The sequence below is a fragment of the Candidatus Planktophila sulfonica genome, from assembly GCF_002288065.1.
Taxonomy (GTDB): domain Bacteria; phylum Actinomycetota; class Actinomycetes; order Nanopelagicales; family Nanopelagicaceae; genus Planktophila; species Planktophila sulfonica.
Map to the genome: position 1 here is coordinate 921,563 of NZ_CP016773.1, position 26,464 is coordinate 948,026.

The following is a 26,464-nucleotide window of genomic DNA, read 5'->3' on the forward strand; positions in this document are numbered from 1 at the left end:
AAGAGCTCTTTAAGAGCGAATCTGCCCGTCGCCTGTAACAATCCATGTGGTTGTTGTCATCGCCTCAAGGCCCATAGGTCCTCGTGCATGCAACTTCTGATTAGAAATTCCGATCTCAGCGCCAAAGCCCATCTGCTCTCCATCGGTGAAACGAGTAGATGTATTGACCATTACAGCGGCGCAATCTGAGAGCGCGATGAAACGTGCAGCGTTGTCCTTATTTTCGGTAACAATCGCTTCGGTGTGGTTGGTGCCGTATTGGGCGATGTGATCTGCAGCAGCATCAACGGAATCGACAACAGCCACATTCATCTCGAGGACTCCGTATTCGGTAGACCAGTTCTCTTCAGTGGCAATCGTTGATGCAATCTTGAATGTATCCGCGACTTTCTGCGCTGTGGCATCTGAGTGCAAGATAACGCCCGCATCGCTGAGTGCCTTGAGTGCCATAGGCAAAAAAGTTGGCGCAATTGCTTTGTGAACCAACAAAGTTTCAGCTGCATTACAGACGCTTGGACGATGCGTTTTGGAATTAATAAGAATAGGTAACGCCTTTTCAATATCGGCAAATTCGTCTACATAGACATGGCAGACACCAGCGCCAGTTTCGATTGTTGGCACAGTTGCTTCATCAACCACCATCCGAATGAGCGCTGCGCTTCCTCGTGGGATGACAAGGTCTACCTTGCCACGGGCTGTGAGCAAAGCCTTTGTAGTTGCGCGATCTTCGGATGGAATCAATTGCAATACATCAGGTGAAATCTTGGTCTGTGAAAGCGCATCACGCATGACGTTTACAAGAATCTCATTGCTATTTCGTGCCGTTGACGAGCCACGCAACAGGGCAGCATTTCCAGACATCAGGAGAATGACAGCAGCATCTACGGTCACATTTGGACGTGCTTCATAGACCATTCCGATAACTCCGAATGGGACTGAGATTTGTTCAAGCTCTAGGCCATTAGGAAGAGTTGATTTACGAAGTGTTTGACCAAGTGGATCGGCAAGAGCCGCTACTTGGCGCGCTCCCCCAGCAATTCCTTTAATGCGATCGGCAGTAAGTAGTAAGCGATCTTGCATCTGTGGGTGCATTTCTTCTGCGCGAGCGTTATTCATATCAATTTCATTGGCAGCAAGAATTTCAGCGCTGCGAGATTCAATTGCCTGCGCAATAGCCTCGAGTGCTGCCTTGCGTTCAGCACCCGTTGCAGTAGAAAGTGAGCGCGAAGCTTTGCGAGCGTTGAGCGCTAACTCTCCGACAATCTGCACTGCGTCCATGGGAATAAGCCTATCGGGAGTTACGATTTTGCTGTGCTGAAATTAATCCGCAGGGTAATCATCGCTCTACTCGTTATCTATCTCGCCCTCTTTGGTCTGACCAAGGCGATTCGATATCCCGAACCGATTGCGGCTATCAAACTTGGCTTGGCTCCAGCTTCGAAGACCCCAGATTTAATGCCTTTCCACTACATCGTTGCAGCTCCCTCAACATTCGCTCCATGGAAGTCGGGCAACTCTGAAACTGTTCAGAACGTTAAGTATGACGGCAAGAGAATTACCTTTGATGAATTTCTAGCCAAGACAAGCACGAATGCTTTCCTAATTATTCGCGATGGCAAGATCACTTACGAGTCATATCTCAATGGAAAGAAGCAGGAAACAATCTTGCCTTCATATTCTGTGGCAAAGACCATGACTTCGCTTCTTGTTGGCCAATTAATTGATGAAGGCAAAATCCGCGAAAGCGATACCTTTGTCAGTATTCTTCCCGAGTTTAAAGCTGGAACCTCTTTCGACAAAGTCACAATCAAAGACTTGCTCGATATGAATTCAGGAGTTGGGGTTTCCGATAATTATCCATCCGGGCCTTCGGGCTGGGGTGTGGCCATTGCACAGATGTATGCATCAACAGATCTCAATTGGTGGTTGATGCAGAATCGAAAGATGCGTGAGGAGCCAGGAACTTTCCCTGAATACCGAAGTGTGAATACCCAAATGCTCGGTCTTGTAATTCAGAAGGTAACCGGACGCTTGCTTGCAGATGAAATGACAAGTCGCGTCTGGCAGAAGATGGGCGCTGATTACGATGCAACCTGGAATGTGGATGTCTTCAAGGGCCACGAAAAAGCATTCTGTTGTTTCAACGCCACCGCACGAGATTATGCGCGAGTAGGACAGGCGCTTATGTCGGGAGACCCACAGATTGCGAGTGCTGCGTGGAAGAAGCGACTCTCAACATCGGTAGTGACATTGGATTACGGCTGGGGCTACAGCGCACAAATGTGGCATCCATATCCAGGAATCAATTTAATGATGGGACTTCACGGCCAATATATCTACCAAGATAAGGCGAATAAGACTGTCATCGTAAAGCTGAGCGATCTTCCAACTTCGGCGGATGGAATTGCTCCCAAGATTGTTTCTGTCTTAAAACAGATTGCGGAGAAGAACTACTAAAGAAGAACGAGGTCGTCGCGGTGCACGAGTTCGCGCTCGTATTCAGCGCCAAGTGATGCAGCGAGTTCTTTGGTGGAACGTCCGAGCATCTGAGGGATTTCTTCGGAGTCGAATGCAACAAGGCCTCGCGCAATCACTTTGCCAGCCTTAGACGCTAATTCGACAGTATCGCCTGAAATGAAATCACCTTCGACTGCAGTAACGCCTGCAGGAAGTAGTGAGACTCCGCGTTCAAGAATTGCTGTGACTGCGCCATCGTCGAGAATCAAACGCCCACGCGGAGTTGATGCGTGAGCCAGCCATAGAAGTCGTGAATTCGCTTTTGAAGTATGCGCTTCGAAGAAAGTACCGACTTCCTCGCCATCAACAGCGTGGCCAGATTCATGAAGTGAAGTAAGAAGCATTGGAATTCCCGCACTTGTTGCGATGCGTGCAGCTTCAACTTTGGTAACCATTCCCCCGCTGCCGACGCCTGCTGAACCTGCACCGCCAAGAGTGATTGATTCGATATCTGACATATTTGCCACATAGCGAATTGGTTGCGCACCTGCTTGGCTTGGAGGTGCGTCGTAGAGCGCATCAATATCTGAGACCAGAACTAATAAATCAGCATGAATGAGAAGTGCGACAAGAGCAGCAAGGCGATCGTTATCGCCAAAGCGGATCTCTTGAGTTCCGACAGTGTCGTTTTCGTTAATAACTGGAACTACGCCGAGTGAGAGAAGTTTTGTGAGAGTCTGCTGAGCATTGGCGTAATGTGAACGACGCACGACATCTTCAGTTGTGAGCAAGACCTGTGAAGAGATGACGCCATGGGCTTTGAACTTCTCGCTGTATTGCGCGATGAGTAAACCTTGGCCGACAGATGCTGCAGCTTGTTGTGTCGCTAAATCTTTGGGACGAACTTTGAGTCCAAGTGGTGAAAGACCTGCAGCGATGGCACCTGAGGAAACAACGACTACTTCGGCGCCGCGCTTCTTGAGTGAAAAGGCAAGATCAACAATCTTTTGAACTGCATGTGGATCGAGTTCAGAGCCAGCTGAACCTGTGAGCGATGAGGAGCCAATCTTGATAACAACGCGCTTAGCGTTAGTTATGGCCTCGCGGTTCACTTGTCATTGCTTTCTGTTTCGCTCTCTTCAATCTCATCGAGAGTCAGCTTGATCTCAGGGTTATGTGGTTCGGCAACGTTGTATTCCCATTGGCGAGCAACTTCTTCATCTGAAAGACGATCGCGTTCAGTCTCAACGGTGTTCCATGCGCCTTCAAGACGTGAATCTTCTCCGCGACGGTGCAAGAAGCCGGCAAGTTGTTCGGCGCCTGCTTCGATTGTTGGTTCCCACTCGAAGACAACTTCATTATCGCCAGAACCGATACGAACTTCAGAGCCAGCAACTGCGCCCTTCTTAAACAGTTCCTTTTCAACGCCGAGCTGTGCCAGACGATCTGCCAGGTAACCAATTGCTTCAGCGTTCTTAAAGTTTGTCTGACGAACCCAGCGAACAACCTTCTGTCCACGAACGCTAAATGATCCGTCGCCATTCTTCTGAACAGTAAAACCTGAATCATCGACTGCAACCGGGCGCAAGATAATGCGAGTGCGCTCTTCCTTTGCAGCTTCTGCGCGTTCGCGCTGAACAAGGCGAGCCATTGAGTAGAGCAGTTCTTGCAGACCTTCGCGGCTTGCAGCTGAAACCTTGTAGACCTCGTAGCCCTTTTCCTTTAGCTGTTCTTCAACCATATCGGCCATTGCTGAACCGTCAGGTAAATCGATTTTGTTGAGCGCAACAATACGAACGCGATCTTCGAGTCCACCGTAGAGTGCAAGCTCGTTTTCAATTGCTTCAAGATCATCGATTGGGTTGCGATCTGTTTCAAGAGTTCCGCAGTCAAGGACGTGAACGAGCGCAACGCAACGTTCGACGTGGCGAAGGAATTGAAGTCCAAGGCCCTTGCCTTGTGATGCTCCTGGAATAAGTCCTGGAACATCGGCCACAGTAAAGCGAGTATCTCCTGCTTGAACTACGCCAAGGTTTGGAACTAGCGTTGTAAATGGATAATCAGCAATCTTTGGACGTGCTGCAGAAATTGCTGCAATGAGCGAAGACTTTCCGGCACTTGGGAATCCAACGAGAGCAATATCAGCTACTGATTTGAGTTGAAGAGTAAGTCTGCGTTCTTCTCCTGGTTCGCCAAGGAGGGCGAATCCTGGTGCGCGACGCTTTGATGATGAGAGTGCAAGGTTGCCGAGGCCACCATGTCCACCACGTGCTGCAAGAAAAGTTGTTCCGATACCGATGAGATCTGCAATTTGCTCGCCATCTTCATCATAAATAACTGTTCCATTTGGAACAGGAAGGATGAGATCTTCACCTGAAACGCCATCTTTGCGATCGCCATAACCCTGGTGACCAGAAGTTGCTTTGCGATGTGGTGAGTGGTGGAAATCAAGAAGAGTAGTAACTGAAGAATCTACGACAAGAATGACATCGCCACCGCGACCGCCATTTCCACCATCGGGTCCACCAAGTGGCTTAAATTTTTCGCGCTTTACAGAGACGCAACCATCTCCACCTTTTCCAGCAGTTGCAAAGAGAGTGACGCTATCGATAAACGATGTCATTGTTACTCACTCCCCTTCTTCGTTGCTATTTCTGATAGTTGCTTGCTGAAATAAAAAAGCGGACCGCGATAAATGCGGCCCGCTCCTTTAAGAGAAACCTAAATTAAACTGCAGGAACTACGTTCACTACGCGGCGACCGCGAGCGCGACCGAATTCAACTGCTCCTGCTGCGAGAGCGAAGAGAGTGTCATCCTTACCGCGTCCAACGTTCTTGCCTGGGTGGAAGTGTGTTCCACGCTGACGTACGAGAATTTCACCTGCGTTAACTTCTTGGCCACCGAAACGCTTAATACCGAGGTACTGTGGGTTTGAATCGCGACCGTTACGTGTTGAGGAAACACCCTTCTTACTTGCCATTTATTTGCTCCCTTAACCGGTTCGCTTACTTAGCACCGCTGATTGCGGTGATCTTTACTCGTGTGTGCTGTGCACGGAAACCTTGACGACGGCGATGGCCTGTCTTGTTCTTGTAACGAAGGATGTCGATCTTTGGACCCTTGACTGCGTCGATAACTTCGCCAGTTACCTTCACTGCTGAGAGTGCAGCAACATCAGTTGTGACGTTTGCGCCATCAACTACGAGGAGAGCGGGGAATGAAACTGATGCGCCTGCAGCAGCGTCGATGCGATCGACGGTGATGATCTCGCCAACAGTTACCTTCTCCTGGCGTCCGCCAGCTTTAACGATTGCGTACATGCTCATTGCCTCAGTTCTTCGTATTAGTCATCAAGCTCAATTCACGCGTGAGGCGTGCTCGAGCAGACGCTAAGAGTACGGATTTCGTACCCTCAGGGTCAAATTGGCCCTGGTCTTAGGCGGTAATGACCCCTGAGCTAGCGGCCCTGCGGCGGCGCTTTCCCTTGGGTGTTGTGACCGCTTCGGCCTCTTCTGGGGCCTCTTCGTTCAAGGTTTCATGGAATTCGTGGTCAGTTGCTGTCTCTTCATCAACATCTGGGTGATGTGCGCTCTGTGAATTTACCTGAGGCATTGGTGCCTTCATCTTCACTGGATCCATATGGATATGAATTCCGCGCCCATTACATGAATCACATGTTGTTGAGAATGCTTCGATGAGGCCCTGTCCGACGCGCTTACGTGTCATCTGAACAAGTCCGAGTGATGTTACTTCAGCAACCTGGTGCTTGGTGCGATCGCGACCAAGGCATTCAACCAAGCGACGAAGAACGGCATCACGGTTTGATTCAAGGACCATATCGATGAAGTCGATAACAACGATTCCACCTAAGTCGCGAAGGCGAAGTTGGCGTGCAATTTCTTCTGCCGCTTCAAGGTTGTTCTTGGTAACAGTCTCTTCGAGGTTTCCACCCTTACCGATGAACTTACCGGTGTTAACGTCGATAACAACCATTGCTTCGGTGCGGTCGATAACAAGTGAACCACCTGAAGGTAGATAAACCTTGCGATCAAATGCCTTAGCGAGTTGTTCTTCAACGCGGTAATCAGCGAACAAGTCACCGCTACCTGAATACTTTTCAATCTTGGAAACAAGTTCAGGTGCAATCGAACCAAGGTATGAACTGATTTCATCCCATGCTTCGTTACCTTGAATGATGAGCTTGCGGAAATCTTCATTGAAAATATCGCGGATAACGCGCACAGCAAGATCTGGCTCTGAGAGCAGAAGAGCTGGTGCATGGAAGTTTGGATTAACTGACTTCTGATAGATATCTTCCCATTGCGCTTTCAGGCGCTCGACATCGGCAGTCAACTCAGCTTCAGATACACCTTCAGCTGCAGTACGAACAATGACGCCCGCATCTTCTGGAATAAGTGTCTTCAAGATTGCCTTAAGGCGTGAGCGCTCTGATTCAGGAAGTCGCTTAGAGATACCGCTCATTCCGCCACCAGGAACATAAACAACGTAACGTCCTGGAAGTGAAATCTGGCTTGTCAGGCGTGCACCCTTTTGGCCAATTGGATCCTTAGTAACTTGAACGAGAACAGGCTGACCAGTCTTTAAAACCATTTCAATCTTGCGTGGTTCAGATTCTGAAATACCTGCTGCATCCCAGTTAACTTCACCAGCGTACAAAACAGCGTTACGGCCCTTGCCGATATCAACGAATGCAGCTTCCATCGAAGGAAGAACGTTCTGAACGCGACCTAGATAAACGTTTCCAACGTATGAAACGTTGGCGTTACGGTTTACATAGTGCTCAACCATCACGTTATCTTCGATAACTGCAATCTGAATACGGTCTCCAACTTGGCGGACGACCATTTCGCGATCAACGTTTTCGCGACGAGCTAAGAATTCTCCATCAGTAATGATGGTTCCACGACGGCGGTATGGCTCGCGGTATTCGCGAGAATCGCTACGGCCACGATCGCGGTCGCGATCACGGCGGTTACGAGTTCCACGTTCTGAGCGATCACGTGATGGGCGCTCAGTCTTTTCACGGACTTCGCGGACCTTAACAACTGTGACAACGCCATCTTCATCGATGGTTTCACCTGGTGTAACGCCTTCGCCAGTTGCGCGACGGCGACGGCGACGGCGGTGTGTGGTGCCGTCAGCGCTCTCAGTTGAATCTTCAGAAGAATCTTCTGATTCGTTATCGGAATCTTCTTGGGTATCTACACCCTCGCCATTTGGCTTACGGCGACCGCGTCCACCACGACGGCGACGGCGGTTACGGTTTCCACGGCTTTCAGAATCTTCTGTATCCCCCGCTGGTGCTGAAACTTCTTCCTTCTCTTCAGCTTTTGCTGGCTTCTCGGCCTTTGCTGCTTTCTTTGCACGCTTAGGCGCAGCCTCAGTAGGTGCTGCTTGGAAAATTGGAACTGGAATTGCAGCGGCTTTCTTGACTCGCTTTGGAGCGGCCTCGGTAACTTCTGCAGTCGCTTCTGTTGGCTCAGGTGTAGTTCCTGCGCTCAGTGATTTCTTACTTGATTTCTTAACCGCGCGCTTACGCGGTGATTTTGGCTCAATAGCCATGGCACCAAATCCTTTAGCGCGTATTTCCAGATTGTTCTGGAGCTACGCATTCTCGTGGTCCGCAGATGAAATTCATTTACGAACAAAACCTTTGTTGTAGTCCGCCGCAGGCGCGATAAGGATCGCTGGCCGCGCTGAACTGTTGGGGTAATTATGGCAGATAAGGCTGAGGAAAACCTATTTTGAGCGTGATTTAGCTGCGCTGGCTTGCGTGGACGTTCTGCAAAAGGCCAAAGCCAATGAGGTTGGCAAACATGCTCGATCCGCCGTAAGAAAGGAATGGAAGCGGAACGCCCGTCATCGGCATCAGCCCCAGAGTCATTCCAATATTTTCAAAGATCTGAAAAGCAAACCATGCAATTACACCCGTACATACCAAGGTCCCGTAGGGGTCCGTCGCTCTTCGGGCAATTCCAAATGCGCGCATCAAGACAAGGAAAAGAAGGAAGATGATGAATCCGCTTCCGATAAATCCAAGTTCTTCGCCAGCCACAGTAAAAATAAAGTCAGTCTGTTGTTCAGGAACGAAACGACCATTTGTTTGCGGACCGTTAAAAAGTCCCGTTCCAATAAGTCCGCCAGATCCGACAGTGATACGTGCTTGGCGCAGTTGATATCCGGCACCTTGTGAATCTGCATTAGGATCAACGAAAGATTGCAGACGCTTCACCTGATAATCGCTGATGATTCCAGCTTTCGTTGCAACGAAGCCGCCAATGAGTGCAAGGAGAACTAAGCCGACTACCCATCGAGTAGGTGCACCAGAAACAGCGAGAATGGTGACAACGGATGCGCTGATGATAAATACAGTTCCCATATCGGGCTGGGCAAGAATCAGAAGAATTGGGATCGCCGCAACGCCAAGTGCCTTGAGTACATCTTGATTGGTTGGTTCATCGCTGTTGTGCGTGCGTTCAGATAACAACATAGAAATACCGATGATGATGGAGATCTTTGCAATTTCAGCAGGCTGAATCTGGAAACCACCAGGAAGTGGGATCCACGCCTTAGCACCATTGATTTCACTACCAACGCCAGGAATCAGAACCAAGATCAGTCCAAAGACGCCAGCAACCCAGATGAATGGGGTGTACGCACGTAGAAGTCTGTAATCAATAATCGTTGTCCCCCACGCAAGGGCAAGGCCAATCACAATATTGATGACATGGCGCTTGAGGTAATACTGAGGATCAAGGCCGTTTGCCGAATACCACTCGCGAGTTGCTGCATACACCAGCAATGTTCCGATGACCAGAAGGAGAGCAACTGCGCCTGTTAGAACTGGGTCAAACCCTGCTGTTACTGATGCGCGACGAGATCTGCGGTAAGGATTGCGATTAAGGAATGTACTCATCGCTTCGCCTTCACCTTCACCTTAGCAGCGGGAGTTGCAGATGCAACAGCCTTTGGTTTTCCTGGATTGAGAATAGATGGCTTTGGTTTAGTCGCAGGTGAAATTCGCGGAAGTTTTGTCGGTGGCTTTCCTGCGGGAAAGAGTGCCAATTCAGGTTTCACTGTTGAACCTTGTGCGCCAAAGATTGTTTCATAAATCTGACGCACACCGACACCAGATGTTCCTGATCCGTATCCGCCCTGGCTCACCATCATGACAACGGCGTAACGTGGATTCTTCGCGGGCGCGAATGATGCATACCAAGAGGTGTCTGCCTTTGCGCTGCCATTTGCATTTCGACCGAAGACTTGTGCAGTTCCAGTCTTTCCCGCAGTTGCCACAGGGAATCCTGAAAATGCTCCGGCTGCTGTTCCAGAAATCGTTACTTCACGAAGTGCATCTCGAAGGAATACAAGAGTCTCTTGGTCAACACCAAGGTCGCCAAGTTTTTCAGGCTTAAATGTTCGAAGAACAGTTCCATCTGTCTTCACAATTGCCTTCGCAATAGTTGGCTTCCAGATAGTTCCACCATTTGCAATCGCTGCATACATCTGTGCCAATTTAATCGGAGTAACGACAGTATCTCCCTGCCCGATTGAGAAGTTAACAGCGTCACCGGCACGGATCTTGTCGCCATCAATGCAGTTCTCACGAGCTAGCTGTAACAAGAATGGCGTCTGTTGCGCTTTGGTAGCTCGGGTTTTGTAGTTGCAATAGAAATCTTTATTCTGGCTATACCAATCCTTGCGCCACTCGCGATCTGCAAGGCGACCAGCAGATTCTGATGGCAGGTCCACTCCAGTTTTCTCGCCTACCTTGAACTTTGCCGCTGCCTTAAAGAAGTAGTCATTGGGGTTTGATTTTGGCTTCAATCCACCATCACGAAGCCACTCGTCGTAGGCAATGCGATACCAAATCGTGTCGCAAGAAACAGCCAGCGCCTTCTTCATAGAGAGCGTTCCTTGCGCCTTGCTTTCAAAGTTCTGGAATGCGCGAGTACCGACCTGTACTTCAGATGGGCAGGCATAGGAAGCGTTGAGGTCATATCCCGCATCTTTGGCAGCAATAATTGAAACAGATTTAAACGTTGATGCTGGTGCATACAAACCTTGAAGAGCGCGATTAAGTGCTGGCACCCCGTTTGATTCGCTATAAAGATCATTCGCCTCTTGAACGCTCAATCCTTTTTCAAATGCGTTGGGATCAAAGGTTGGATATGAAGCAAGTGCCAACACCTGGCCATTGCGAACATCGAGAACAACGGCAGCTCCACCATCGGCGCGGAATCCAGATCCTCGTGCACGTTTTACTGCACCTGCAAGTGCCGCTTCAGCTGCTGCCTGAAGACGTATATCAAGGCTAGTAACAAGATGGTTTCCAGCAGTTGGCTTAGTGTTCTTACTAGTCGTAGTTACTGCTTCTTTGCGATCAACGATAAAAGTTTTGATGCCCGGAACACCACGCAGATATTCGTCATAGACAGTTTCAAGTCCAGCCTTACCAATTGATTCAGATCTAAAGTAAGAACGTCCATTTGCGCCCGCTAGGTCTGCTTCAGTTAATGGACCGACATACCCAAGAACGTGTCCCCCATTAAGGCCGAGCGTTGTTGGGTAACTCCTGATGGCAAGAGGTGTCGCAGAAATTCCTGGGTAGCGATCAGATCGCTCAACAATGCGCAGAGCAAGTTGCGGATCTGCAGTCTTTGTAATTGGAATCGGTTGGAAGCGTGAACCTGTCCAACATCCCGCTTTCTTGCCTTTAGGAAGTTCACCGCATAGACGCGTACGTTGCCAGACATCATCGAAATTTAAGCCGAGCAAATTAACAAGATCTTGAACTACCGCAACGCCCTTATCTGGCAACTTATCAATTTTGGTACGGTCTACTGTGACGGCGAGCCCCACTTTATTGAGGGCCATCGGGACACCTGAAGAATCAACGATAAATCCACGGTTTGCCGGCGTCACAACATCGCGGCTTTGAATGCTGAGCGCTGCATCGCGATATTTAGGACCTGCGGCTACTTGAAGATAGAAGAGACGGCCGAAGAGAGCGAACATCAGAGATGCGATAAAGATTTGGATAACGAGAAGGTTGAGTCGAGAACGTTGATTCATAGCTGCGAACGCAATCCGAAGATTAAGGCGTGAATGTAAGAAATCACTTTAAGAATTAGAGGAGAAATAATTGCTGTCCAAAAGGCTGATCCGGCAAGAAGATATAAGACATGCTGGATACTTCCGATTTCTTGGCCAAGCATCAGTCCCAAAAGCAAGAAGACTGCTTGCGCTGCAACAACACCAATTGTCGTCAAGAGAACGATATTGATGGGGTTGCCACGAATATTGTCGTCACCGTAACCAAGGAATGCGATTGCATAGCAAGCGATAATCAAAACAAGTGTCCAATGCCCAAGCGGCCCTGGTGCGCTTTGAGATAAATCCATCATGATGCCCGCACCAAATCCGGTGAGCGCTCCAATTTCAGGGGTGCTCAGCGCTGCCCAGATGAGAGCGACGATAAGGAGTAAGTTGAATCCACCTGCAGGAAGTCTTAGCTGTGTAACGAACGCTTCTTGGGCCAAATAGATAAATAGGAAAACGGGAGCTGAGATAAAGAATCTACGTAGCGACATGGTTAGCTCGTTGGAGTTGGCTGAGGTTCGCCCGGAGTCGCGTAGACAGTGACGGTCGGAATCGGTGTTGGTCGCGGCTTAGGTGGAACCAAGGAATCACGAGGATCAACAGACATTCCTGAAACAACAACGGCTACGACTCCGAGAGTTGAAAAGTTTGCATAGAACTTCACATCGGCAGTTTGTGTGACAGCACCTGGTGAGTTATCAACGGAAGTAACTTCGCCGATAGGTGCACCTGGTACGAATGGTCTTCCATTCTGACTTCCACGAGCAAGAAGCACATCACCTTTACGAACCTGGGTGGTGTTATCAAGAAGTTGTAGAACGCCTTTTCGGGTTCCCTGGCCGCTCAAAATCCCAATCTGCTGGCTTCCGGCGATGCGCGCACCAATTCGGAATGCTGGGTCAGATGCCAACTGCACAAGAGCGCTATCTGTATATGCATACTTCACTACGCCAACGAGACCATAACCAGAGAGCACGGTCATGTTGGTATGAATGCCTGAAGAAGTTCCTGCATCGATGGTGATTGTCTGAGTAAATGAAGTACTTGAACCTTGAGAAATTACTCGAGCGTTAACGACTTTGTAACCTGCAGTTCCGGCCAGATTCAGAACGCCCTTGAGCTGCTTGAGTTGAGCATCAGCAATCTTGCGATTAAGTAGTGCTAAGCGAAGCTTGTCGTTCTCACTCTTCAACTTCTCAATCTGATTGCGTGTGCGACCCAAGTGGGTGACGTCAGAGAAGAAGTTTCGAAATGGCGTGACGGCCCATGAACCAACTTTTTGAACTGGTGTGAGGGCTGTCTGAGTTCCTGTGCGCAATCCATCGATGACTTGTACACCGCGCAGATCAAGAGTAATCATGAAGAGCGAAGTAACAATTAAAACGATGATGAGTAAGCGACCGCGGTTGTCGCCGCCGTAGCGCACTTGGGGTTACCTATCGACGAGGCTCGGAGATCAAAACCTTTTCAAGGGCTTCGAACTCTTCAATGCACTTACCTGAACCTTCGACAACTGCATCGAGTGGGCGGTCTGCAATGTGGATTGGCATACCTGTCTCTTTACGAAGACGCTCATCAAGACCCTTAAGAAGTGCGCCTCCACCTGTAAGAACGATTCCACGATCCATAAGATCTGATGAAAGTTCGGGTGGGCACTTATCGAGAGTTGCCTTTACTGCGTTAACAATCTGGTTTACAGGTTCTTCAAGAGCCTTACGGATTTCAGCAGCTGTCACAACGATTGTCTTTGGAAGACCTGTTGCTAGATCGCGACCGCGAATTTCTGCATCGTTCTCGCCCTGTAGTGGGTAAGCAGAACCAATAGCCATCTTGATTTCTTCAGCTGTGCGCTCACCCAAAAGAAGTGAGTATTCGCGCTTAGTCCAGTTAATAATCGACTGATCGAGCTCATCTCCACCAATACGGATTGAGAGCGCAGTAACGATTCCACCGAGTGAAATAACTGCAACTTCTGTAGTTCCGCCACCAATATCAACAACCATGTTTCCTGTTGGTTCGTGGATTGGAAGACCTGCACCGATAGCAGCTGCCATCGGTTCTTCAATGATGTAAACCTTACGTGCGCCAGCTGCGTAACCAGCATCTTTTACAGCACGCTGTTCGACGCCAGTGATACCTGAAGGGACACAAACGACAATACGTGGCTTAGCCAAGTAGCTACGACGGTGAACTTTCTGAATGAAGTAACGGAGCATGCGCTCAGTTGTATCGAAGTCTGCGATAACGCCATCCTTAAGTGGACGGATTGCAACAATGTTGCCAGGGGTGCGGCCGATCATCTTCTTCGCTTCAAGACCAACAGCAAGGATGCCGCCGGTATCTTGGTTAACAGCAACTACTGATGGCTCGTTAAGAACAATGCCACGACCGCGCACATAGACAAGAGTGTTAGCGGTACCTAGGTCAACCGCCATATCGCGGCCGATGAATGACATTCTGTTAGACATTTATTTCCCCTCGAAGAAGATAGCAATTTCACGAGCTGCAGATTCTGGTGAATCTGAACCGTGAACAATATTTTGTACAACTTTTGTTCCTTGATCGCGAGCAAGGTCTCCGCGGATAGTTCCGGGAGCAGCAACAGTTGGATCTGTTACTCCTGCGAGTGAACGGAAGCCTTCGATGACGCGATTGCCTTCAGCGACGAGAGCAACGATTGGACCTGACATCATGAACTCAACAAGTGGTTCGAAGAATGGCTTGCCCTGGTGTTCTGCGTAATGCTTTTCTAGTAACGCGCGATCTGCTTGCAACATACGAAGCGAAACGATCTTGTAACCCTTAGCTTCGATACGAGCGATGACTTCGCCGACCAAACCACGTGCAACGCCATCTGGCTTAACTAGGACGAGTGTCTTTTCTATGCTCACGGGAGCAGTCTATTAGGGGTTGGGAGTGCGCGAAGCCATGAGTTCGGCGCGGATGGCCTCACCCCTGCGCCCGACCACGATGGCTGCAATCCAGAGTCCCCCGAAAAGCAGCCCCACAATGGCCATAGAAGGCACGACAACGGCATAGCCAATCATCAGAAATTGCAAGATAGAACCGAGAATCCAACCTGTGCGCTTCTTGAGAAGTCCTGGGGTGAGAAGCATCAAGATTGCGATAATCGCCCCAGCGATAATTGTTGAAGGTTCGTGGTTATCTTTTGCAAGCAACATCGCAAAACCCATGACAAAGAATTCCATTACGAGAACTGCAGACCCAAGAATGCGCATTACTTCTCTTCCTTTGCGAATTTCTTACGAAGAATAGTGCGAGCCTCGCCAGCTGTCACTACAGAACCAGTTATCAGAATTCCAATAGTGTCTTCGCTCAATGGGCGGATTGAATCCTTGATTGCCTTATCGATTGCCTCGGTAAGTGAATCAGCAGAGAAGACTCGGTCGATTCCAAAAATTTCAGCGGCAATGAGTTCGAGCTCGTTGACCTTCATGGCGCGTGGTGAAGAGTTAGCCGTGACGATAATCGAATCCATGACCTGTTCAAGTTCAAGCAAAATTCCGCGGACATCCTTATCCCCCATGGGAGCAAAGATTCCAATCACATCATCGAAGGTGAATTCGCTTTGAATCGTATCAGCGAGTGCTGATGCGCCATGTGGGTTATGGGCTGCATCCAGAATTATTGTTGGGTCGCGATGCACAACTTCGCAGCGACCGGGTGACGTGACATTTGCAAAGCCGGCACGAACTGCTTCGATATCAAGTTCTTGATCACCGAAGAACGCTTCAACTGCCACTAAAGCTGCGGCTGCATTAGATGCCTGGTGCTTTCCGTGAAGTGGAATGAAAATATCTGTGTACACATCTTTAGCGCCTTGAATTGTGAGTAGCTGACCGCCTACTGCTATCGAACGTGAGATAACTGAGTATTCAATACCTTCGCGCGCAACATCGGCGCCAACAAGTGCTGCTTGCTTGAGAAGTTCGACAGCGCACTCAGGCTCTTGCTGTGCAAGAATTACAAAGCCGCCTTCTTTGATGATTCCAGCCTTGGTCTGGGCAATTTCAGTAAGAGTTTCGCCAAGATATTCAGTGTGATCTAGGCCGATAGGCATGATCACTGAAACATCAGCATCAACAACGTTTGTGGCATCCCACAGCCCGCCCATACCAACTTCGATTACGCCAACATCGATTGGGTGTTCAGCAAAGGCGGCAAATGCAAGTGCGGTGATTGTTTCGAAGAACGAGATTGGATGTTCAAACTTGGTATCCATCAAATCGAGGTATGCCGAAATATCGTTGAAAGAGAAGATAAGCGCTTTGGCATCAATTGGTTGAGTATTAATTGCAATTCGTTCGAGATAGCTTTCAAGATGGGGGCTAGTAAAGCGACCAGTTCGAAGACCCATCTCAAAGAGCAATGAATCAATCATGCGTGATGTCGTGGTCTTACCGTTTGTTCCACCGATATGAATTGTTGGGTAAGTAAGTTGTGGTGAACCCAAAATATCAACGAGAGCTGCAATGCGCTCGAGAGTTGGTTCGATACGCGTTTCTGGCCAGCGCGCGAGTAGCGCCTCTTCGATGGCATCAATGCGTGCCTGATCTTCAGGTGAAATATGTGTCATTTACTTTAACGCTGCAAGTTGTGCGGTGATGCGCTCGATATCTGCAGATGTTGCAGCCATGCGCTCTTTGATTTCTGCAACAACGTTTGCAGGAGCCTTTGCCATAAAGCCTTCGTTGCTCAATTTCACTTCAGCAGTCTTCATATCCTTCTGCGCTGTAGCAAGATCTTTTTCAAGACGAGCACGTTCTGCAACAACATCGACAGTGCCTGATAGATCGAGTTCAACCTTCATGGATCCGATTTCAACAGATGCACTTGGTGTGAATTCTGTAAGTTCGAGCTTGAGCAAGAATGCCATCGCACCTGAATATGCAGTTACATCAGCAGGGGCGATGATGCGGCCAGGAATCTTCTGTGATGGCTTTACGCCTTGATCGTTACGGAAGCGACGAACTTCGGTAATGATCTTCTGGAGTTCACCAACAAGTGCTTCTGACTTCTTATTGATGTGAGATGGATCAGCGACTGGCCAGGCAGCGGTGACAAGGGTTTCTCCCCCAGTCAACGTGGTCCACATAGTTTCAGTAATAAATGGCATCACTGGGTGGAGCAAGCGGAAGAGGGTGTCGAGAACATGGCCCAAGACGCGCTGTGATGCTGCTGCATTTCCTGAAGCAAATGCTTCCTTAGAAAGTTCGAGGTACCAGTCGCAGAGATCGTCCCAAGCAAAGTGGTAGATAGATTCGCAAGCGCGAGCAAATTCATAATTCTCAATCAGCGATGTGTATTCCGCCGTTGTTTCAGCAAGGCGAGAAAGTACCCACTTATCAATATCTGAAAGTGATTCAGTTGCAGGCAGCGGTCCATCGATTGTTGCACCGTTCATCATTGCAAAACGAGTTGCGTTCCAGAGCTTGGTTGCAAAGTTACGAGAACCGGCAATCCAATCTTCAGCCAGCGCCTGATCCTTGCCTGGGTTTGAACCGCGAGCCAAAGTAAAGCGAAGCGCATCAGCGCCGTACTTATCGATAAATTCAAGTGGGTCTACAACGTTGCCGCGAGACTTCGACATCTTCTTACCGAATTGATCGCGTACAAGTCCGTGCAGAACGATGGTGTGGAATGGTGGAACGCCATCCATTGCAAAGAGACCGAAGAGCATCATGCGCGCTACCCAGAAGAACAAGATGTCATAACCGGTTACAAGAACGCTTGTTGGATAGAACTTCTTTACATCTGCTGTGTTGTTAGGCCAACCCAGTGTTGAGAACGGCCAGAGAGCGGATGAGAACCAGGTATCGAGAACATCGGGATCTTGTGTGTATCCAGCTGGTGCAGTTTCTCTAGGGCCAACCACGATGACTTCATCGTTAGGTCCATACCAAACAGGAATGCGGTGACCCCACCACAACTGACGTGAAATACACCAGTCATGCATGTTGTCGACCCACTCGAAGTAACGTGGTGAAAGTTCCGCTGGTTCAATCTTTACGCGACCATCGCGGACAGCATCTCCTGCTGCCTTTGCAAGTGGTGCAACTTTGACGAACCACTGCTTTGAAAGTCGTGGTTCGACAGTTGTATCGCAACGCGAGCAATGCCCAACAGCGTGAATGTATGGACGCTTTTCAGCAACTACGCGACCCATCTCTTTTAGTTTTGCAACCACTGCGGTGCGAGCCTCGAAGCGATCCATGCCATCGAATTCTGTGCCTGTGCCATCCATGATGCCGTGCTCGTTCATGATGACAACAAAAGGAACGTTATGGCGCATAGCCATTTCAAAGTCATTAGGGTCGTGAGCTGCTGTGACCTTTACGGCGCCAGTTCCGAAATCTGGGTCAACAAGTTCATCGGCGATGATTGGAATCATGCGGTTAACAAGAGGCAAGAGAACTTCGGTGCCGATCATGTGCTTGTAGCGAGGATCATCTGGGTGAACAGCAACTGCGCCATCGCCCATCATTGTTTCGGCACGAGTTGTAGCAACCACGATGCTCTGTTCGCCTTCGCCGTAACGGACTGAAACGAATTCGCCGGCATCATCTTGGTGCTCTACTTCAATATCAGAGAGTGCTGTAAGGCAACGTGGGCACCAGTTGATGATGCGCTCTGCGCGATAGATAAGACCCTGATCAAAGAGTTTCTTAAAGATAGTAAGGACTGCTTGCGAAAGATTTTCATCCATCGTGAATGCTTCACGAGACCAGTCGACAGAATCTCCAAGACGCTTCATCTGTCCCAGGATTTGTCCGCCAGATTCCGCTTTCCATTCCCAGACTTTCTTCACGAAATCTTCGCGACCTAAGTCGTGACGTGAAAGACCTTTTGCCGCTAATTGTTTTTCAACAACATTCTGAGTTGCGATACCTGCGTGGTCCATTCCGGGAAGCCAGAGAGCTTCGAAACCTTGCATGCGCTTCATGCGAGTTAGGCAATCTTGCAAAGTCTGATCGAGGGCGTGACCGATGTGAAGGTTTCCGGTTACGTTGGGAGGCGGAATAACAATCGTGAATGGTTCTTTAGATGAATTTGCATCTGCGGTGAAGTAACCAGCATCTAGCCATTTGGAGTACAGAGGGCCTTCGATATCGCCAGGAACAAATGACGACGCGAGTTCGCGCTTTTCGGAGGACATGGTGCGGAGTCTAACTGAACAAGAAGGCGCGAACTAACTAGGCGCTTTTCTCCTCAGAAGACTTGTCGCGACGTGATGCGCGCTTTGGAATATCACCTGTGCGAGGCACCAAAGTTGGAGCTGCATTGGATTCGATGCACTCCTTTTCGATGACGACCTTTGCAATATCGGTACGGCTTGGGACGTCATACATAACGCCAAGAAGTGCTGACTCCATGATGGCACGTAGACCACGTGCACCGGTTCCGCGATTGAGCGCAAGATCTGCAATTGCATCGAGTGCATCTGCTGTGAATTCAAGCTGTACATCATCGAGATCAAAGAGCTTCTGATACTGCTTTACGAGAGCGTTCTTTGGTTCGGTAAGGATCTGCATGAGTGCAGGCTTATCAAGATTTTCAACGCTTGTTAATACTGGAAGACGACCAATGAATTCTGGAATCATTCCAAACTTCAATAGATCTTCTGGCATCACGTCAGCGAAGATATCGCGACGGTTCTTATCTTCTGCAGTCTGAAGTTCTGCACCAAAACCTACGCCTTGTGAACCACTGCGAGCTTCAATGATTTTATCGAGACCAGCGAATGCGCCACCGACAATAAAGAGAACATTGGTTGTATCAATCTGAATAAATTCTTGATGTGGGTGCTTACGTCCGCCCTGTGGTGGAACGGATGCAACTGTTCCTTCAAGAATCTTAAGAAGGGCTTGCTGAACGCCTTCACCTGAAACATCGCGAGTAATTGATGGGTTCTCAGATTTGCGTGCAACCTTATCGATTTCATCGATGTAGATGATTCCTGTTTCAGCTTTCTTAACATCGTAATCTGCTGCCTGTAAAAGCTTGAGAAGAATGTTTTCAACATCTTCTCCGACGTAACCAGCTTCGGTGAGCGCTGTTGCGTCTGCAATAGCAAAAGGAACGTTGAGCATACGGGCAAGAGTTTGAGCCATCAGTGTCTTACCGCAACCAGTTGGACCCAAGAGAAGAATGTTTGACTTTGCTAATTCGATTCCGTCTTCGTTACGTGAGTCGCCAGATTGAACGCGCTTGTAGTGGTTGTAGACGGCGACAGAAAGTGACTTCTTTGCACGGTCTTGACCGATGACGTATTGATCGAGGAATTCGAAGATTGCTTGTGGCTTTGGAAGTTCGCTTAATCCGAGTGAAGTTGCTTCAGAGAGTTCTTCAACGATGATCTCGTTACAGAGTTCGATGCATTCGTCGCAGATATAGACGCCAGGTCCGGCAATCAGTTTCTTAACCTGCTTCTGAGTCTTTCCGCAGAAAGAACATTTGAGGAGGTCGTTTGCTTCGCCGATACGTGTGGACATAGGTAAAGAATAGTTTTCGAGCCTGCTTTATGAGGCCTGAATCAGGCTCAACTTTGTTCGCCCTAAGAAGAAATTGGATTGCGTGGAGAGTACGGCGGACGCGTTGACTTCATCTCTTTAACTCCGGGTACCAAGAGAACTACTGCGCAGATAAATAAGTGGAAGACCGCGACGCCGATAAGGAGTTCGCTCTCACCGAAGAGATTGACCATCGGACCGGCAAGTGCCATTCCAAGAGGCATCAGCCCAAGTGAACCCATGTAATCAATTGCAAAAACGCGCCCTTGATATTCAGGAGGCACTTCGCGTTGAACTTGTGTTGCCCAGAATGCTTCCCAAGGACCGACAGAGAATCCGGCGATGAAATATGCAATAAAGATGATCGTTCTGGAATTTGGAAATGCCAGGACAAGTGGTGCCAGAACGAAAAGCCCCCAGACGACAACAGAGACAAGACCGGGATTCTTCACCTTAGATTTAATACAAATGACAGCAGAGATTGCACCGCCTGCGCTAAATAACGCCGCCGATGTTGCATAAACAGATGCGGTTCCAAAATCTCGCTTTGTAATGACAGGAAGGAGAACATTCTCAACACCGATAACCATCATCAATTGAATCGAAGCCATAAGGATCATGGCAGCAATCCACTTGTAGTACCAGACAACGCTTAGGCCCTCGCGAATCTCTTCAACAAAAGTCGTCTGTGGATTCTCTGAAGCTACTTTCGCGCCTTCATTGATACGAAATAGAAGAGCTGCGCCAACCAAGAAGAAGATTGAGGTCGCGACATATGTTGCATGCGTTCCGAGAGAAACAACGATGATTCCTGCAACGCCAGGACCCGCAATAGTTGAACCTTTAAATGCAATTCCCTTAACAACATTTCCTGCTGGCAATAAATGATCGGGCAAGATGCTTGGCATAATCGCACCAGATGCAGGACCACCGAATGCATCACTTATTCCCATTAAGACAACGATGGCACCGAGGATCCACATTGAAATGTTCTCTGGATCAATAAAGACGACGATGCTTCCAATGACTGCTCGAAAGCCATCGGAGACAATCAGGATTGTCTTTCGAGGCAAGCGATCAACCCAGACTCCCCCAATAGGAGACATCAGTACTCCTGAGAGAACGCGCACCGCGAGGATTAAGCCAAGAGTTGTTGCACTTCCACCTGCATCAAGGACGGTAACTGCCAGTGCCACAGGAAATGCTGACATCGCAATAACTGTAAGAATTCCGGAGATGAGTAGCGCCCGATATGCCGGGAAAGATAAAAGAGCGCCGGGCTCGAAATATTTCTTCAACATTTCTAGACCGACGCTCCTTTAGTAATTATTTACGCGACAGGCTTGGCCTTTCGTGAAGCCATTACCTTATCGATAATTCCGTACTCGACTGCTTCAGCAGCGGTAAGAATCTTGTCGCGCTCGATATCTTTTTCAATCTCTTGAACAGATTTATTAGAGTGCTTTGCAAGCATCGTTTCGAGCAATCCACGCATACGCATGATCTCGCGCGCCTGGATTTCGATATCAGATGCCTGTCCGCCGCCTTCAGAAGATGGCTGGTGGATAAGGATTCTTGAATGTTCGAGTCCGTAACGCTTGCCCTTTGTGCCACCCGCAAGGATGATCGCAGCGGCTGATGCTGCCTGTCCGAGACAGATTGTGGTGATGTCTGGGCGAACAAACTGCATGGTGTCATAAATAGCAGTGAGCGCTGTAAATGATCCACCAGGTGAGTTGATGTAGATCGAGATATCGCGATCTGGATCCATTGATTCGAGAGTCAAGAGCTGTGCCATGACATCGTTTGCAACGGTGTCATCGATTGGTTGACCCAAGAAGATGATGCGCTCTTCAAATAGCTTTGTATAAGGATCGAGGCGCTTGTAGCCGTATGCGGTCTTCTCTTCGATTGTTGGAAGAACGTAGCGGTTTGTAATTTCCTGAATGTGCTTCATTACTTCTTACCTCCCGCAATGCTTGCCTCGTTTGTTGCAATGTGATCGATGAATCCGTAATCGAGAGCATCCTTGGCGTTGAACCAGTTGTCGCGATCAGAATCTGCAATGATTTTTTCAAGTGGCTGACCAGTGTGCTTGGCATTGAGTTCAGACATTGTTTGCTTTGTGATTGCCATCTGTTCTGCCTGGATACGAATATCAGTTGCTGTACCGCCGATGCCACCAAGAGGTTGGTGCATCAAGATGCGTGCATGTGGAGTTGCGTAACGCTTTCCTGGAGCACCAGCTGTGAGCAAGAACTGACCCATTGATGCAGCCATTCCCATTGCAACAGTTGCAACATCGTTCTTGATGTAATGCATGGTGTCGTAGATCGCCATACCTGCAGTGACTGAGCCACCAGGTGAGTTGATGTAAAGGTAGATATCTTTTTCAGGATCTTCGGCAGCTAGAAGAAGCATCTGCGCACAAATAGCGTTTGCCATTTCATCGCGTACTTCGCCTGCAAGAAAGATGATGCGTTCGCGGAGCAAACGGCTATAAATCTGATCACCTAGTCCCATGAGTTCTGAACCAGCTGAGCGGGCAACGGTTGTGTTGTCCTGTGGGTTATTGAAATCCACGTGTCATCCTTCCGATCGTTTTGCTAGTATTGACCTTAACAATGGCGGCAGCAAAATGCTTCCCAAATTGGTCAGATTGCCTCGAAAAGGCCGGATGTTCGCTTACGGCTAAAGATTATTCAGCGTCTGAAGCAACTGCTTCGTCTGCAGCCTTGACCTCTGCAGGTTCGGCTGGGCGAAGAGCTTCGAGTTCGACCTTGTTGCCTGATTTATCGACAACAGAGATGCGAGCAAGAACTGATGCAAGAGCCTTAGCGCGAGTTACTTCAGCAACTACCTGGCTGATCTGTCCTGCCTTCTGAAGTTCTTGTGCAAACTGCTCTGGACCCATTCCGTAGCGCTGTGACATGCGGATGAGGTATTCAGTTAATTCGATTTCGTTTACCTGAACATCTTCAGCCTTCACGATTGAGTCGAAGAGGAAATCAGATTTGATTGATGCACGAACCTGGCCATCTACTTCAGCGCGGTGTTCTGCATCTTCCATTCGTCCTTCACCTTCAAGGTGCTCGTTAACTTCGTCGAGGACGATGTCATCAGGGACTGGAATATCGAGATCTGCAAGAAGCTTTTCAACGAGAAGGTCGCGAGCTTGTGCGCCTTGCTCCATCTTCTTAACGCGGCTTAGACGCTCTGTGAAATCAGCACGGAGTTCTGCAACAGTGTCGAACTCAGATGCAAGCTTTGCAAATGAATCATCGAGTGCTGGGAGTTCGCGCTCCTTAACAACCTTTAGCTTGATTTCTACATCGCCCTTTTCGTCATCCTTCTGGCCGACGAGCTGAGTTGTAAATACCTTTGTATCTCCTGCGCTCATATCGACAAGTGCCTCATCGAGGTTATCGATCATCTTATTTGAGCCAACTTCGTATGAAATGTCATTTGCCTTGCCGCCATCTACTTCAGCGCCATCAATACGTGCTGTGAGATCGACAGTAACAAAGTCGCCTGTCTTAGCTGCGCGCTCGACTGTGTGAAGCGTTCCGAAGCGAGCGCGGAGTTCGTCAATCTGCTCATCGATATCGGCATCAGATACTTCAACGTTATCTACAGTGATTGTGATCTTTGAGAAATCAGGAAGTGTGACATCTGGGCGAACATTTACTTCGACAGAGAAATCAAGCTTCTCGTTATCTACGAAATCAATTGCATCAACAGTTGGGCGACCCACAACAAGAACATCGTTCTCGCGAGCTGCAGCTACATAGAAATCTTGAATCGCAGAGCTGATTGCTTCATCGATTACAGCTTGGCGACCGACGCGCTGATCGATCATTGAGTTAGGAACTTTGCCCTTACGGAATCCTGGAATGTTTACTGTTGCAGCTACACGCTTATATGCAGCATCAACATATTGACCCATCTCTGCATAAGGAACATTCACATCTAAACGAACGCGAGTTGGGGAAAGTGTCTCGAGAGTGCTCTTCACGAAGTGCTCCTTGTTATGTGCATTGAGATAGCTCCAAAATTTTGGCTTTAGAGCTTTGAAGAAATTCTGGTCGGGGCGGGGAGATTCGAACTCCCGATCTCCTGCTCCCAAAGCAGGCGCGCTAGCCACTACGCTACGCCCCGAGGCGCATGCGGAAGTCTAGACGAATTTTTTACTCTCGCTTACACACCCTGTACGCTCAGCCTCCGCACCACTCGCGGGTGTAGCTCAATGGTAGAGCCCCAGCCTTCCAAGCTGGCCATGCCGGTTCGATCCCGGTCACCCGCTCCATATCTTTAATTAATACTGCCGACCTTGGCTATATATGCGGTTCCGCTGAAGACCATAGGACTTCCGCCCGTATCCCCTGTTCTGTCGATAATCCTTATTGAAAAAGTCTGAGCATTTGATGCCGTCTGCAGAGTCCCAATAATTAAGAAACCATAGTTATTGGTCCAACTTGAGTCACCAATTTTCTTGAAATTATTACCAAGAACTTTGAAGCTTGGAGTGACTCCGGTAGTAAGTAAATTTGCTCCAAATTCAAACGCAGAAGCACTTGTTGCAGAAACATAAATTTCAAACCAGTACGAAGAATTTGCGGCAAGTGTTCCGAAATCTGCAGAGATTGCTGATCCATAAAGTGTGCCTGTGGAAACTGTGAAGTTTGCAATTGAGACAACACTTACTTCAGAGACTCCCGCAGGGCCTGCGGAACCAGTTGCACCTGTCGCACCAGCAGATCCTGTTGCGCCCGTTGCTCCTGCACTTCCCGTTGCACCGGTAGAGCCAGTTGGACCAGCAGGTCCTGTTGCACCCGTTGCTCCTTGTGCACCTGTTGCACCTTGCGGTCCAGGTGTTCCTGTACCTGATCCCGATGCACCCGCTGGTCCTTGTGGGCCGGTTGCACCTGCAGCTCCTGAAGGTCCCGCGGGACCGGTTGCACCAGTCGCGCCCTTTTCTCCTTGTGGTCCTGCAGGTCCTGATGTTGCAGTTGTTGTTGATGCATTAGTAATTGTCTTTCCATCAGAACCATTCTTGCCATCACTTCCATTTTTTCCATCGCTTCCGCTGACGCCTGCAGCTCCTGTTGGCCCTTGCAGATTAGAAGGAAGTGGCCACTTACCACTGACTTTAGGTCCGTAAAGCAACAGACTGCGAGTATCAATATAGAAATCGCCATTGATGCCAACCTTGCTAGTTGGCGCACCCTTGCCATTCAAAATTGTGTTTGGAATTGAAGATGCACTTCGCCCTGCAGCAGTTGCGGGTAGCGAATGTAATGATGTGGCAAAAAACGCAAGAACAAATATGGCTGCGAATCGATTTAACTTCACTGGTGACCTCCGGGTCCTTGGTGTGTAACCAGTGTGAAGTTGGGTCTTAAGTCAGGAAATCGGAAAATCCCCCAGTTTTCTCTCAGGAATCTGTAGTGCTCACGCGTAAGCACCCCACAGATTGGGGGTTAAAACTCGCAAGGCTCTCACAGGTAAACGGGATATCTTTTTGAGCATTGAGGGGTTAATTACTCACAAGTCGATACGAGGGTGTCGACACAAAGTACGGGACAGGAGACATGCAGATGTCAACAAAGAAGAAGATAGCAACGATCGTTATTACGACCTTTGCACTAACAGCAGGAACTGTTGGAATCTCATCAGCAGCCTCAAAGTCAACGACAACTCGAGTGTCATCGACTACTGCAGTGAAGGGACCTCGTGGAGTTGATCTCGCAGCAACTCTTACAGCACTCGTTGCAAAGGGAACAATCACTCAGGCACAAGCTGATGCAATTACGGCAGCAGCAAATGCAGCGAAGGCAGCAGCCGAAGCTGCTCGACCTGCAAAGCCAACAAGTGCAGATCATGCAGCACGTCTTGCACTCATTGCGACAACAATCGGAATTGATTCAGCAACAATTCAGACACGTCTCAAGGCTGGAGAAACTCTTGCAGCAATCGCAGGAGCAAAGAAAGATGCACTTATCGCAGCACTTGTTGCTGATGAAACAAAGCGCATCGATGCAGCAGTAACTGCTGGAAAGCTCACAGCAGCGCAGGCAACAGCAATGAAGTCAACGCTGACTGCACATGTCACCGAAGAGGTTAACTCAACACGTCCTATGGGTGGCGGTAAAGGTGGCAAGGGTGGACGTGGACACGGCGGACCAATGGGTGGCGCACTGGGAACAGCACCACTCATACTTCCAGCAACCCCAACTGCGTAATCAACAGCAATAAATAGATTCGACATGTAGTAACTCCGAGGGTAGAAAAGCCCGTCACGTGAAAGCGTGGCGGGTTTTTCCTTGCCCGCAGATAGCGTGCTTAAATTGCG

At 49.0% G+C, this 26,464-nt stretch carries 23 protein-coding genes and 2 tRNA genes; 3 read left to right on the forward strand and 22 right to left on the reverse strand.

Translation table 11 applies throughout. From position 1 onward, the window contains the following. Positions 1 to 9: 9 nt before the first annotated feature. The gene (locus A1sIA56_RS04620; protein ID WP_095673769.1) at positions 10 to 1,278 is read right to left on the reverse strand and encodes a glutamate-5-semialdehyde dehydrogenase; all 1,269 of its coding nucleotides are present in this window, start codon (positions 1,276 to 1,278) and stop codon (positions 10 to 12) included. A 33-nt stretch (positions 1,279 to 1,311) separates the two neighbouring features. On the opposite strand from A1sIA56_RS04620, the gene A1sIA56_RS04625 reads away from it, so the two are divergent. Continuing rightward, positions 1,312 to 2,457 carry a serine hydrolase domain-containing protein gene (locus A1sIA56_RS04625; RefSeq protein WP_095673770.1) on the forward strand — a complete coding sequence of 382 codons (1,146 nt, stop codon included), beginning with the start codon at positions 1,312 to 1,314 and terminating at the stop codon, positions 2,455 to 2,457. On the opposite strand, the gene proB is transcribed toward A1sIA56_RS04625, so the two are convergent. The 20 genes from proB to A1sIA56_RS04725 all read right to left on the reverse strand — a co-directional run bounded on the left by proB (position 2,454) and on the right by A1sIA56_RS04725 (position 24,270). Next, the gene (proB, locus tag A1sIA56_RS04630; protein WP_095673771.1) at positions 2,454 to 3,569 is read right to left on the reverse strand and encodes a glutamate 5-kinase; all 1,116 of its coding nucleotides are present in this window, start codon (positions 3,567 to 3,569) and stop codon (positions 2,454 to 2,456) included. The two genes, A1sIA56_RS04625 and proB, sit on opposite strands and share 4 nt — an antisense overlap. Further along, entirely contained in the window at positions 3,566 to 5,080 is a 1,515-nt protein-coding gene (gene obgE / locus A1sIA56_RS04635) for a GTPase ObgE (RefSeq protein ID WP_095673772.1), read from the reverse strand. Before obgE ends, proB begins: the two co-directional genes overlap by 4 nt. Before the next feature lie 103 nt (positions 5,081 to 5,183). Beyond that, positions 5,184 to 5,438 (reverse strand): 50S ribosomal protein L27, encoded by a 255-nt coding sequence (rpmA, locus tag A1sIA56_RS04640; RefSeq protein ID WP_017954955.1) that lies wholly within the window; start codon positions 5,436 to 5,438, stop codon positions 5,184 to 5,186. 25 nt (positions 5,439 to 5,463) lie between these two features. Then, positions 5,464 to 5,778, reverse strand: coding sequence for a 50S ribosomal protein L21 (gene rplU, locus A1sIA56_RS04645; RefSeq protein ID WP_095531201.1), 315 nt, complete (start codon positions 5,776 to 5,778; stop codon positions 5,464 to 5,466). A gap of 115 nt (positions 5,779 to 5,893) precedes the next feature. Then, positions 5,894 to 8,041 (reverse strand): Rne/Rng family ribonuclease, encoded by a 2,148-nt coding sequence (locus A1sIA56_RS04650; RefSeq protein WP_095673773.1) that lies wholly within the window; start codon positions 8,039 to 8,041, stop codon positions 5,894 to 5,896. Between the two features lie 193 nt (positions 8,042 to 8,234). Further along, positions 8,235 to 9,395 (reverse strand): rod shape-determining protein RodA, encoded by a 1,161-nt coding sequence (gene rodA, locus A1sIA56_RS04655; protein ID WP_095673774.1) that lies wholly within the window; start codon positions 9,393 to 9,395, stop codon positions 8,235 to 8,237. After that, positions 9,392 to 11,554, reverse strand: coding sequence for a penicillin-binding protein 2 (mrdA, locus tag A1sIA56_RS04660; protein WP_095673775.1), 2,163 nt, complete (start codon positions 11,552 to 11,554; stop codon positions 9,392 to 9,394). Before mrdA ends, rodA begins: the two co-directional genes overlap by 4 nt. Next, entirely contained in the window at positions 11,551 to 12,072 is a 522-nt protein-coding gene (gene mreD / locus A1sIA56_RS04665; protein WP_095673776.1) for a rod shape-determining protein MreD, read from the reverse strand. Before mreD ends, mrdA begins: the two co-directional genes overlap by 4 nt. 2 nt (positions 12,073 to 12,074) lie before the next feature. Further along, entirely contained in the window at positions 12,075 to 13,007 is a 933-nt protein-coding gene (mreC, locus tag A1sIA56_RS04670; RefSeq protein ID WP_095673777.1) for a rod shape-determining protein MreC, read from the reverse strand. 10 nt (positions 13,008 to 13,017) lie between these two features. Then, positions 13,018 to 14,049 (reverse strand): rod shape-determining protein, encoded by a 1,032-nt coding sequence (locus A1sIA56_RS04675; protein WP_095531195.1) that lies wholly within the window; start codon positions 14,047 to 14,049, stop codon positions 13,018 to 13,020. Next, the gene (gene ndk, locus A1sIA56_RS04680) at positions 14,050 to 14,472 is read right to left on the reverse strand and encodes a nucleoside-diphosphate kinase (protein WP_095673778.1); all 423 of its coding nucleotides are present in this window, start codon (positions 14,470 to 14,472) and stop codon (positions 14,050 to 14,052) included. It abuts the gene before it with no gap. Positions 14,473 to 14,484: 12 nt separating this feature from the next. Then, complete coding sequence (locus A1sIA56_RS04685) at positions 14,485 to 14,820, reverse strand: DUF4233 domain-containing protein (RefSeq protein ID WP_095673779.1); 336 nt, start codon at positions 14,818 to 14,820, stop codon at positions 14,485 to 14,487. Next, positions 14,820 to 16,178 (reverse strand): bifunctional folylpolyglutamate synthase/dihydrofolate synthase, encoded by a 1,359-nt coding sequence (locus A1sIA56_RS04690; protein ID WP_095673780.1) that lies wholly within the window; start codon positions 16,176 to 16,178, stop codon positions 14,820 to 14,822. The genes A1sIA56_RS04685 and A1sIA56_RS04690 overlap by 1 nt, the downstream gene beginning before the upstream one ends. Further along, complete coding sequence (locus A1sIA56_RS04695; protein ID WP_095673781.1) at positions 16,179 to 18,758, reverse strand: valine--tRNA ligase; 2,580 nt, start codon at positions 18,756 to 18,758, stop codon at positions 16,179 to 16,181. Between the two features lie 37 nt (positions 18,759 to 18,795). Further along, positions 18,796 to 20,094 (reverse strand): ATP-dependent Clp protease ATP-binding subunit ClpX, encoded by a 1,299-nt coding sequence (gene clpX / locus A1sIA56_RS04700; protein ID WP_095673782.1) that lies wholly within the window; start codon positions 20,092 to 20,094, stop codon positions 18,796 to 18,798. 62 nt (positions 20,095 to 20,156) lie between these two features. Further along, positions 20,157 to 21,413, reverse strand: coding sequence for an MFS transporter (locus A1sIA56_RS04705; RefSeq protein WP_095673783.1), 1,257 nt, complete (start codon positions 21,411 to 21,413; stop codon positions 20,157 to 20,159). Between the two features lie 29 nt (positions 21,414 to 21,442). After that, on the reverse strand, positions 21,443 to 22,069 hold the full coding sequence (locus A1sIA56_RS04710) for an ATP-dependent Clp protease proteolytic subunit (RefSeq protein ID WP_095673784.1): 627 nt from the start codon (positions 22,067 to 22,069) through the stop codon (positions 21,443 to 21,445). Continuing rightward, on the reverse strand, positions 22,069 to 22,635 hold the full coding sequence (locus A1sIA56_RS04715) for an ATP-dependent Clp protease proteolytic subunit (RefSeq protein ID WP_095674187.1): 567 nt from the start codon (positions 22,633 to 22,635) through the stop codon (positions 22,069 to 22,071). Before A1sIA56_RS04715 ends, A1sIA56_RS04710 begins: the two co-directional genes overlap by 1 nt. 175 nt (positions 22,636 to 22,810) lie before the next feature. Next, complete coding sequence (tig, locus tag A1sIA56_RS04720; RefSeq protein WP_190276989.1) at positions 22,811 to 24,127, reverse strand: trigger factor; 1,317 nt, start codon at positions 24,125 to 24,127, stop codon at positions 22,811 to 22,813. Positions 24,128 to 24,194: 67 nt separating this feature from the next. Next, positions 24,195 to 24,270 (reverse strand) — tRNA-Pro (locus A1sIA56_RS04725). 74 nt (positions 24,271 to 24,344) lie between these two features. Between A1sIA56_RS04725 and A1sIA56_RS04730 the strand changes: the two genes are divergently transcribed. Beyond that, positions 24,345 to 24,418: transfer RNA gene (locus A1sIA56_RS04730), tRNA-Gly, on the forward strand. Between the two features lie 5 nt (positions 24,419 to 24,423). Here the strand turns inward: A1sIA56_RS04730 and A1sIA56_RS07000 are convergent. Beyond that, positions 24,424 to 25,464 carry a collagen-like domain-containing protein gene (locus tag A1sIA56_RS07000; RefSeq protein ID WP_095673786.1) on the reverse strand — a complete coding sequence of 347 codons (1,041 nt, stop codon included), beginning with the start codon at positions 25,462 to 25,464 and terminating at the stop codon, positions 24,424 to 24,426. A gap of 245 nt (positions 25,465 to 25,709) precedes the next feature. Between A1sIA56_RS07000 and A1sIA56_RS04740 the strand changes: the two genes are divergently transcribed. Then, entirely contained in the window at positions 25,710 to 26,354 is a 645-nt protein-coding gene (locus tag A1sIA56_RS04740) for a hypothetical protein (RefSeq protein ID WP_190276990.1), read from the forward strand. Positions 26,355 to 26,464 lie beyond the last annotated feature (110 nt).